The sequence below is a fragment of the Kribbia dieselivorans NBRC 106261 genome (genome assembly GCF_001552435.1).
Classification (GTDB): Bacteria; Actinomycetota; Actinomycetes; order Actinomycetales; family Dermatophilaceae; genus Kribbia; species Kribbia dieselivorans.
In genome coordinates this window covers 1-9,505 of sequence record NZ_BCRE01000208.1, presented here as the reverse complement: position 1 = coordinate 9,505, position 9,505 = coordinate 1, and the positions used below count along the sequence as shown (strand labels likewise).

The 9,505-nt window shown below is 69.8% G+C and carries 8 protein-coding genes; 4 read left to right on the top strand and 4 right to left on the bottom strand.

The annotated features are described in order from the left end of the window. A partial coding sequence (locus tag KD1_RS14395) for an acyclic terpene utilization AtuA family protein (protein WP_068403062.1) occupies positions 1–1,189 on the bottom strand: 1,189 nt, incomplete at its 3' end. Next, positions 1,186–1,992: a TIGR03084 family metal-binding protein gene (locus KD1_RS14390; RefSeq protein ID WP_245627427.1), complete on the bottom strand. Its 807-nt coding sequence runs from the start codon at positions 1,990–1,992 to the stop codon at positions 1,186–1,188. The genes KD1_RS14390 and KD1_RS14395, both read right to left, overlap by 4 nt. Positions 1,993–2,118: 126 nt before the next feature. Between KD1_RS14390 and KD1_RS14385 the strand changes: the two genes are divergently transcribed. From KD1_RS14385 to KD1_RS14370, 4 genes are all read left to right on the top strand, one after another. After that, on the top strand, positions 2,119–3,267 hold the full coding sequence (locus KD1_RS14385) for an acyl-CoA dehydrogenase family protein (RefSeq protein ID WP_068403060.1): 1,149 nt from the start codon (positions 2,119–2,121) through the stop codon (positions 3,265–3,267). Between the two features lie 11 nt (positions 3,268–3,278). Next, the gene (locus tag KD1_RS14380) at positions 3,279–4,136 is read left to right on the top strand and encodes an SDR family oxidoreductase (protein WP_068403058.1); all 858 of its coding nucleotides are present in this window, start codon (positions 3,279–3,281) and stop codon (positions 4,134–4,136) included. Between the two features lie 40 nt (positions 4,137–4,176). Further along, on the top strand, positions 4,177–5,775 hold the full coding sequence (locus KD1_RS14375) for an AMP-binding protein (RefSeq protein ID WP_068403056.1): 1,599 nt from the start codon (positions 4,177–4,179) through the stop codon (positions 5,773–5,775). A gap of 71 nt (positions 5,776–5,846) precedes the next feature. Continuing rightward, complete coding sequence (locus KD1_RS14370; protein ID WP_068403054.1) at positions 5,847–7,403, top strand: acyl-CoA synthetase; 1,557 nt, start codon at positions 5,847–5,849, stop codon at positions 7,401–7,403. Between the two features lie 37 nt (positions 7,404–7,440). On the opposite strand, the gene KD1_RS14365 is transcribed toward KD1_RS14370, so the two are convergent. Together KD1_RS14365 and KD1_RS14360 are read right to left on the bottom strand one after the other, a co-directional pair. Then, on the bottom strand, positions 7,441–8,730 hold the full coding sequence (locus tag KD1_RS14365; protein WP_068403052.1) for a cation:proton antiporter: 1,290 nt from the start codon (positions 8,728–8,730) through the stop codon (positions 7,441–7,443). A gap of 13 nt (positions 8,731–8,743) precedes the next feature. Further along, positions 8,744–9,304, bottom strand: a complete 561-nt coding sequence (locus KD1_RS14360) for an NYN domain-containing protein (RefSeq protein WP_068403050.1) — start codon at positions 9,302–9,304, stop codon at positions 8,744–8,746. Positions 9,305–9,505 lie beyond the last annotated feature (201 nt).

The window sequence follows — 9,505 nt, the reverse complement described above, 5'->3', positions numbered from 1 at the left end:
CCCCGGAGATCGCCCGACCGACCTTGGCCGCGTCGGCGTCGCGGGCGACGAGCCGCAGCAGCGCGCTGGCGGCCTCCTCGGTCGCGGCGTCGGCACGGTCGTGGCGCACGAGCGTCCACGACAACTCCGCTGGCCGATCCGTCGAGCTGGCGTCGATGGCCGCCTCGACCTGACGCTGCACGAGTTCAGCCTTGGCCTGGATGTCGAGCCCGGTCAGCACGAAGGTCACCTCGTTGCGGTACCCGCCCACGGCCGTGCACGAGACCTTGACGTCCGGCGGGGGTGTCTCGCCGACGACCTGATCGATGAGCACCCGGTCGGCGGCTTCCTGGGTCAGGCGGATCGAGTCGAGTCGGGTCACGACATCGGGCCCGGCGTAGCGCGCATCGGTGATCTCGTAGAGCAGTTGCGACAGGACCGTCTCGGTCGTCACTGCCCCGCCCGTGCCGGCGTGCTTGGTGATGACGCTCGACCCGTCGGCACGAATCTCCGCGATCGGGAACCCGGGTCGCGTCAGGTCGTGGCCACGGCGCTCCAGTTCGGTGAAGAAGGCGAAGTTGCCGCCGGTGGCCTGGGTGCCGCACTCGATGACGTGACCCGCGACGGTGGCGCCCGCGAGCGCGTCGTAGTCGGTGCGCGCCCAACCGAAGTGGGCGATGGCCGGCCCGACGATGACGGAGGCGTCGGTGACGCGTCCGGTAACGACGACGTCGGCCCCCGGGCCGCCGCCGTGGCCGAGCGCCCGGGCGATGCCGAAGGCGCCGAGGTAGGCGTTGGCGGCCAGCGGCGTGCCCAGCCCGAGTTCGGCGGCGCGGGCGGTGAGGTCATCGCCCTCGACGTGGGCCACGCGCGGCGCGAGCCCGAGCCGCTCGCCGAGGTCACGGATCGCCTGGGCCAGACCGGCCGGGTTCACCCCGCCGGCGTTCGTGACGATGGTGACGCCACGGTCCATGGCCAGGCCGAGGTTCTCCTCGAGTTGGCGCAGGAAGGTCTTGGCGTACCCGGTGGTCGGGTCCTTGGCTCGGTCGCGGCCGAGGATCATCATCGTCAGTTCGGCGAGGTAGTCGCCGGTCAGGACGTCGAGCTCGCCGCCCTCGAGCATCTCGCGCATGGCGGAGAGGCGATCACCGTAGAAGCCGGAGCAGTTGCCGACGCGCAGCGCGGGGGTGGTGCTGGGGGTGGTGGTCATCGGGTCTCCTTGGCCCGGACCGCCGACTTGGGCGGACCGGCGAACACCTGGGCGATGCCGACCCACTCCTGCACGTCGTCACCGGCGATCTCGAGGTCGAGGTCGGCCGGTTCGCGGCGCTGGGTGACCAGCAGGCAGAAGTCGAGGGCACTGGCCCGCAGGCGTTGCGGAGCGTCGTTGGGGCCCCACGCCCACAACTCACCGTCGGGGGCGGTGAGCTCGATGCGGAACTCCTCCGCCCGCGGGGTGAGGTGGTTGAGGGCATAGGCGAAGTTGCGCGTACGCACGCCCAGGTCGGCGATCTCGCGCAGCCGCTGCGTCGGCTCCCGGGTCACCCCGAGGGCGTCGGCGACGTCCTGACCGTGGGCGAAGGTCTCCATCAGGCGAGCCGTGGCCATGGACCGCACGCCCATCGACGGACCGAACCACGGCAGTCGCGTGCCGGCCGGGGCCGTCTCCAGCGCGTCGGCCAACTGGCCGCGGGCGTCGCGCCACCGCTGCAGCAGTTCGGCCGGCGGCAGGGCGGCGCGCTCGTTCGCAATCTCGTCGGTGAAGGTCAGCAGGTTCGCCTCGGCCGCCGCCAGGTGGGGCGCGAAGGCCTCCTCGCCGCGCAGGGCGTCGAGGGCGACCTCGTCGGTCCACAGCAGGTGGCCGATCTGGTGGGCGATGGTCCAGCCGGGGGCGGGGGTGGGCGTGCGCCACGCCCGGGGGTCGAGGTCGGCGACCAACTCGTCGAGGGCGGCGCCTTCGTCGCGAAGGTGACCGACCGTGATCGTCACGGGATCCACGGGGACGACGTCCACGATTTCTCCTCACGTCGTTGGGAGCGGGGTCTGGGGAGCGGGCGAATACAGGTCGAGAAAACCACACATCCACAAATCAAGCAAGCATGCTTGATTTGTTTTGGTTCGGCCCCTACGGTGGTCCCCATGCGGCTCAATGACGACCACCGTGACTTCACGGCGATGGTGCACAACCTCGTGGCGACCGAGATCAACCCCTACGTCGACCAGTGGGAGCGGGACGGCTTCTTCCCGGCGCACGAACTCTTCCCCAAGCTCGCGGCCCAGGGGCTCCTGGGGTTGGAGTACCCGGCCGAGTACGGCGGCGAGGACGCCGGCCACATCTACTCGATGCTGGCCACCGAGGCGTTCGGGCGCGTGCACGGCGCCGGCATCCCGATGGCCATCGGCGTGCAGACGAACATGGCCACCCCGTCACTGGCCAGGTACGGCAGCGACGACCTCAAGCGCCGCTACCTCGCCCCGGCCATCGCCGGCACCGCCGTCGCCGCGATCGCCGTCACCGAGCCCGACACCGGCTCCGACGTCTCCGCCCTGCGCACCAAGGCCGTGCGCGACGGCGACGACCTGGTCATCACCGGCCGCAAGATGTACATCACCAACGGCACCCAGGCCGACTGGCTATGCCTGTTGGCGCGCACCTCCGACGAGGGTGGCCACCGCGGGATGTCGCAGATCATCGTCCCGACCGACGCCCCCGGCTTCAGCGTCGCGCGCAAACTCGACAAGCTCGGCAATCGCGTCTCCGACACGGCCGAACTCATCCTCGACGAGGTGCGGGTCCCGGCGACCAACATCATCGGCACGCCGGGCCGCGGCTTCCAGCAGCAGATGCAGCAGTTCATCGTGGAGCGGATGTTCGCGTCGTACGGGGCGGTCGGGCAGTGCGAGTACGCCCTCGAACGCACCCGTGAGTACCTCCTGCACCGGCACACCTTCGGCAAGCCGCTGGCCTCCAAGCAGTACGTCGCCTTCACGCTCTCCGAGTTGACCGCCCGCGTCGAACTGCTGCGCAGCCACAACCTGCGCGTCGTCGAGGCGCTCGACGCCGGTGAGGACATCATCCGGCTGGCCACCATCGCCAAGTTGGAGGCGGGACGGTTGCTGCGCGACACCGCCGACGCGTGCCTGCAGTTCCACGGCGGCGTCGGGTACATGGAGGAGACGTGGACCGCGCGCTTCTTCCGCGATGCCCGCCTGGCCTCGATCGGTGGCGGTGCCGATGAGGTCATGCTTCAGGTGCTCGCCCGCCAAGACGGCTACCCCATCGATTGAGGAGAGATCCCATGACCGACGTCACCCAGACCGAGTTCACCCGCGACGGCAGCCTGGCCGGGCGCACCATCCTCATGTCCGGCGGCAGCCGCGGCATCGGCCTGGCGATCGCGCTGCGCGCCGCGCGGGACGGCGCGAATGTCGCCCTGCTCGCCAAGACGGCGCAGCCGCACCCGAAGTTGGAGGGGACGATCCACACGGCGGCGGCCGAGATCGAGGCGGCCGGCGGTGCCGCCCTGGCGATCGTCGGAGACGTGCGCGACGACGACTCCGTCGCGGCCGCCGTGGCCGCCACCGTCGAGCGCTTCGGTGGCATCGACATCGTCGTCAACAACGCGAGCGCGATCGACCTGTCCTCGACGGCCGAGCTGCCGATGAAGAAGTACGACCTCATGCAGGACATCAACTGCCGCGGCTCGTTCCTGCTGGCCAAGACCGCGTTCCCGCACCTGCAGAAGTCCGACCACGCGCACGTGCTGACGCTTTCGCCGCCGATCAACCTCAACCCCGCGTGGGCCGGCGCCCACCTCGGGTACACGATCGCGAAGTACGGCATGAGCCTGGTGACCCTCGGGCTCGCGCAGGAGTGGCGCGCCCACGGGATCGCCGCGAACAGCCTCTGGCCGCAGACGACGATCGCGACCGCGGCCGTACAGAACCTGCTCGGCGGCGACACCGTCATGGCCGCCAGCCGGACCCCCGAGATCATGGCCGACTCCGCCCATGTCGTGCTGACCAGCGACCCGACCACGGTCACCGGCAACTTCTTCATCGACGAGCAGGTGCTCGCCGCCGTCGGCATCACCGATCTGTCCGGGTACGGCGGCTCCGCGGAGCACCTCGCGCGCGACATCTTCCTCGACAGCTGACCGACGCACGCCCCCGCCAGAACAGAGCAAAGGAGCTCTTGTGAAGCCCGACCTGTCCCTCGTGGACCCGTTGCAGTACAACCTCGCCGGCCGTGTCAACCTGGGCGATCAATTGAGCCGGGTGGCGCTGATGTTCCCCGACCGGATCGCCGTGGTGGACGGGGATCGTGAAGTCACCTACCGCGAACTCAGGGACACCGCGCAGGCCTGCGCGCGCGGCCTCCTGGCCCGCGGGCTGCAGCACCAGCAGCCCGTGTCGCTGCTCATGGGCAACAGCGTCGACTTCCTCGCCACGTTCTTCGGCTGCGCCACGTCGGGGCTCGTGGCGATGCCGGTCAACGTCGTCCTCGCCCCCGACGACATCGCCTGGATCCTCAACGACGCCGAGTCGACCACGGTCGTCGCCGACGCTCCGCTCATCCCCCTGCTCGAGGCGGTATTGCCGAACACGCCGGCCATCAGGACCGTCATCGTGCGCGGCGAGGCACCCGCCGCAATCGCCGGCCGGGCCGTGCAGGCCTGGGCCGATCTCGCGGCCACCCCCGGCGACCCGGTCGAGGTCGTCGTCGACGACCGCGACACGGTCCAATGCCTGTACACCTCCGGCACCACGGCCCGGCCCAAGGGCGTGCTCATCAGCCACACCTCCCTGACCGTGTCCAGCCTGTCCAACGCCCTCGGGCTGGGCACCCGGTGGGGCTCCGAGCCGACCGTGCTCGCCAACGTGCTGCCGCTGTTCCACACGACCGCGCTGAACACCCTGGTCATGCCCGTCCTCTTCCTGGGCGGCACGGTCGTGCTCGCGAGCCCGTTCGTTCCGGGCGACTTCCTCGACCTCATCGAGCAGCGCCGAGTCACCACGATCATGTTGCTGCCGATGATGTACGCCGCGCTGGTGGCCGAGCAGCGGGCCCACCCCCGCGACCTGTCCAGTGTGACCATGGCCGTGTACGGCATGGCCCCGATGGGCACCGAACTCCTCGACGCGGTCGACGCGGCCTTCCCCAACGCCGCCGTGATCCTCGGCTCCGGCCAGACCGAGTGCATCCCGGCCACGGTGCTGCAATGGCCGGAGCATCGTCACTCCGCGTCCGACTCGTGGGGCCCAGCGGCCCCGACGGTCGCGGCCCGCATCATGGATCCGACGGGTGATCTGTGCCCGGCCGGCGAGACCGGCGAGATCGTCTACCGCGGCCCGCACGTGATGAGCGGCTATTGGAACAACGCGACGGCCAACGCGACCGCGTTCGCGCACGGGTGGTTCCACTCCAGCGACATCGGCCACGTCGACGACGCCGGTGTCGTCTGGTTCACCGACCGACTCAAGGACATCATCAAGACCGGCGGCGAGAACGTGTCCTCCGTGGCGGTCGAGCGGGTCGTGCTCGGTGCTCCGGGGGTGGCCGAAGCCACGATCATCGGCGTGCCGGACGACCGCTGGGGCGAGGCGGTCTGCGCGGTCGTCGTCGCCGACGCCACGGTCGACCCAGCCACCCTGCCCGACCAGGTCATCGCCCACGCGAAGTCACACCTAGCAGGGTTCCAGGTTCCCAAGAAGGTGCTCGTCGTCGACGCCATGCCCAAGACCGCAACCGGCAAGGTGCAGAAGCACGTCCTGCGCGCGTCCCTGCGCGGCTGAAGCCCACGGCGCACCGCCCACACACCGTCCGCTACGACGCACACCCATCACCACAGGAGTAGTCACCCACCATGGACCTCGGATTCGGCAATTGGGTCACCATCCACGCGAACCGTTATCCCTTGCGTACCGCCTTATCGGACCACGACGGTTCGCGCACGTTCACCTACGGCGACCTCGAGTCTCGCACGAACGCCGTGGCGGCATCGTTGTCCGCCAAGGGGATTCGACGCGGCGACCGCGTCGCGATGCTCACGCTCAACTCGATCGAGATGGTCGAGATCTACCTCGCCTGCGCCAAACTCGGCGCGATCGCGGTGCCGATCAACTTCCGCCTCGCGCCGACCGAGGTCGAGTACGTGCTGCGCGACAGCGGTGCCCAACTGCTGTTCACGTCACCGGCGATGGTGCCGGTGGCCGAGGCGGCGTGCACGCCCGAGACGTTCGTGCGGGAGCGGATCGTCGTGCCCGACGCGGCCAGGCGCGCCGCCGGGGACGGCGGTGGTTACGCCGAACTGCTCAACGGCGATCCGGCCCGCGTCGTGCGCACCATCACCCACGACGACGTGTGCGTGATCATGTACACCTCCGGCACGACCGGGCGGCCGAAGGGGGCCATGCTCACGCACGGCAACTTCCAGTGGAACGCCATCCACGGGCTGCGGTTCGGAGCCGGCGTCGGCTACGAGGACGTGTGTCTGACGGCGGCGCCCCTGTTCCACATCGGGGCCTTGGGCGTGCAGACCCTGCCGTTCCTGTATGCCGGCGCCTCGACGGTCATGATGGAGGCCTTCGAGCCGGGGGCCTGGATCGCCGCCGCCGAGCGGCACCGCATCACCATGGCGTTCGCCGTGCCGGCCATGTGGGCCGCGATCGCCAACCACCCGTCCATCGACACCGCTGATCTGAGTTCGCTCGAGTTCGCGATCACCGGCGGAGCGCCGTGCCCGGTTCCGGTCATCGAGCGGCTGCAGTCTTTGGGCATGGCCTTCACCGAGGGCTTCGGCATGACCGAGACCAGCCCCAACGCGTGCTACCTGCCCCAGGACGACGTCGTGCGCAAGGCGGGGTCGATCGGCAAACCGGTCATGCACATGGACTTCCGGCTGGTCAAGGACGACGGCTCCGAGGCCGCCGTCGGTGAGGTCGGCGAGCTCGTCGTGCGCGGCCCCAACGTCTTCGTCGGCTACTGGGACAAGCCGCAGGCCACGGCCGAGGCCATTCGCGAGGGGTGGTTCCACACCGGTGACCTCGGGAAGGTCGACGAGGAGGGGTTCTACACGCTCGTCGATCGCAAGAAGGACATGATCATCACCGGCGGTGAGAACGTCTACCCGATCGAGGTCGAGCAGGCCATGGTGCGCCACCCGGAGGTCAACGAGGTCGCCGTGGTCGGGCGGCCGGACGAGAAGTGGGGCGAGACCGTCGTCGCGGTCGTCGTGCGGGCGGAGGGCTCGTCGCTGACCGCGGAGGATCTCGTCGGCTGGACGCGCGAGCAGATCGCGCACTTCAAGTCGCCGCGTTTCGTGGACTTCGTCGATGCGTTGCCGCGCAACGCCACCGGCAAGGTGCTCAAGCGCGAACTGCGCGCGAAGTACACCGAAAGCGGGGCGACGGTTCAGCGCTGAGACCTACTGAGGTGCGTCGAGGTCGGACCCGTGACGATCACACCAACGTGGGGTCGCCGTGCTCACCGTGCGCGGCGGCCTCACGTCGGCGTTCGGCATCGGCGGCGCGGCGCACCAACGGCATGACCGTCAGCCCCTGGACCGCGATGGTGAACAGCACCACGACATAGGTCGCGGTGACGAGGTCGAGTCGGTACGACGACTCCGGCAGGCCGAGGGCCAGGGAGATCGCGATGCCACCGCGCAGGCCACCCCACGTGAGCAGACGCACGGTGTACGGGCCGTACCCGTCGATGCTCCGGAGTGACATCATCGGCAGCCCCACGCTGATGAAGCGGGCGACCAGGGCCACGACGATGAGCAGCGCGCTGGCGACGATCTGCGGCCACGTCGTCTCGGTGAGCAACACGTCCAACCCGATGAACGCGAACAGGATGATGTTGAGCACCCGGTCGAGGATCTCCCAGAACACCTCGACGTCGTGGCGGGTCGGAGCGTGGAACGCCAGGGTCTTGCCGGCCGACATGATCAGGCCGGCGACGACCATGGCCAGCGGACCGGAGACGCCGATGCGGTCGGCGAGCACGTACCCGCCGATGACCGTGGCCAGGGTGATGAGGACCTCGATGTCGCGCGCCTCGACGCTCCGGCACGCGAGGAAGCAGACCCAGCCCAGCACCGCTCCGAGGAGCATGCCGCCGATCGCCTCTTGGGCGAAGACCTCGAGCGCGTTGAGCGGGCCGGGCGCCGAGGACCCGGCGATGCCGAGGAAGCCGGCGACGACGAGGTAGAAGACGACGCCCACGCCGTCGTTGAAGAGGGATTCGCCGGCGATGAGCGTCTCGATCTTCTTCGGCACCTTGGCCCGCTGCAGCAGGTCGAGCACGGCCACCGGGTCGGTCGGGCTGAGCAGGGCGCCGAAGAGCATGGCCGCCCAGAACGGCACGTCCAGGCCGACGAGGGCGAACACCCCGTACGACGCGACGCCGATGAGGACGGTGCTGATCGCCGTGCTGACGATCGACAGGGTGAGCACGCTGCGGACCTGCTTGACCAGCCGGGCCGCGTCCAGACTCATCGCCCCGGCGAACAGCAGCAGCGACAGGATGCCGTGCAGCACGAACTGGGTGAAGTCCAGGCGCTCGAAGACGGCCGTCATCTGCCCGCGCACGCCCGGCGCGCCGGCGTAGTCGAGCGCGATGAACACGATCGCGGCCAGCGCGCCGGCCAGCGTGACGCCGACCGTCGTGGGGATGCGCAGGTAACGCTCGTTGGCCCATGCCAGCACGGCGGTCGTGACGAGGAGGACCGCGAAGGCACTCAGCATGACTGGGCGGGCGTCAGAGGAACTCGAGCGGGTTGAACTCGTCGATCGGGATGATCCGGATGCGCGGCAGTCGCGAGTTGAACGACTCGACGTCGTACTCGAGGTCGAAGAACTCCAGTCCGTCCTCGGTCAGGTCGTGGAAACCGGAGTTGCGAAACTCGCGGAAGGCGACGACCGCGGCGCGGCGACCGTCGAGGAGCTCCTCGAGCTGGGGCAGGTAGTCGCCGTCGTGGCTGACCAGCATGACGTCGGCGTCGCGCGGGACGAGCGCCTCCATCGTGCGCTGGATCGCCATGTCGACGACCTTCTCGTGTGACGCGCCGGAGAGCGGAATGGGCCGGTAGCCGACGGCGAAGAGCGCCTGGATGAACGACATGGGCAGTTCGTCGTGCTTGGCCGCGAGGAAGAACAGCCCCTTGGCCGGCTGCCCCCACTGCCGCTCGGCGAACTTCAGGACGCGGTCCCACCGCGGGCGTTCCTCGGGGTTGGGGCGGCGGCCGAGGATCGACGTGCCGAGGGTGGCGTCGATGTTCTCGCCGTCGACGAGGACGTAGGTGGTGCGCTCTGCGGACATGGAACGAACACTACTCACGCGGCAGGCGTACCGGGTGCCGGTGCGCGTGGTGCGCGCGGTGCGCGCGGGTGATCGTCACCAGGTGCCGGTGCGACCGCCGCCCTTGCCGTTGCCGCCGCCTTGACCGGGGTGGGTCGTCGGTCGACCGGAGGTGGCCGAGCGCGGCACCGACGTCGAGGCCGGCGGGGTGGTCGTGGCCGG

What these genes read in the sequence shown, in the direction of transcription:
- KD1_RS14385 (WP_068403060.1), top strand. Translation starts at nt 2,119, where the DNA reads ATGCGGCTCAATGACGACCACCGTGACTTCACGGCGATGGTGCACAAC.
- KD1_RS14360 (WP_068403050.1), bottom strand. Translation starts at nt 9,304, where the DNA reads ATGTCCGCAGAGCGCACCACCTACGTCCTCGTCGACGGCGAGAACATC.
- KD1_RS14370 (WP_068403054.1), top strand. Translation starts at nt 5,847, where the DNA reads ATGGACCTCGGATTCGGCAATTGGGTCACCATCCACGCGAACCGTTAT.
- KD1_RS14365 (WP_068403052.1), bottom strand. Translation starts at nt 8,730, where the DNA reads ATGCTGAGTGCCTTCGCGGTCCTCCTCGTCACGACCGCCGTGCTGGCA.
- KD1_RS14380 (WP_068403058.1), top strand. Translation starts at nt 3,279, where the DNA reads ATGACCGACGTCACCCAGACCGAGTTCACCCGCGACGGCAGCCTGGCC.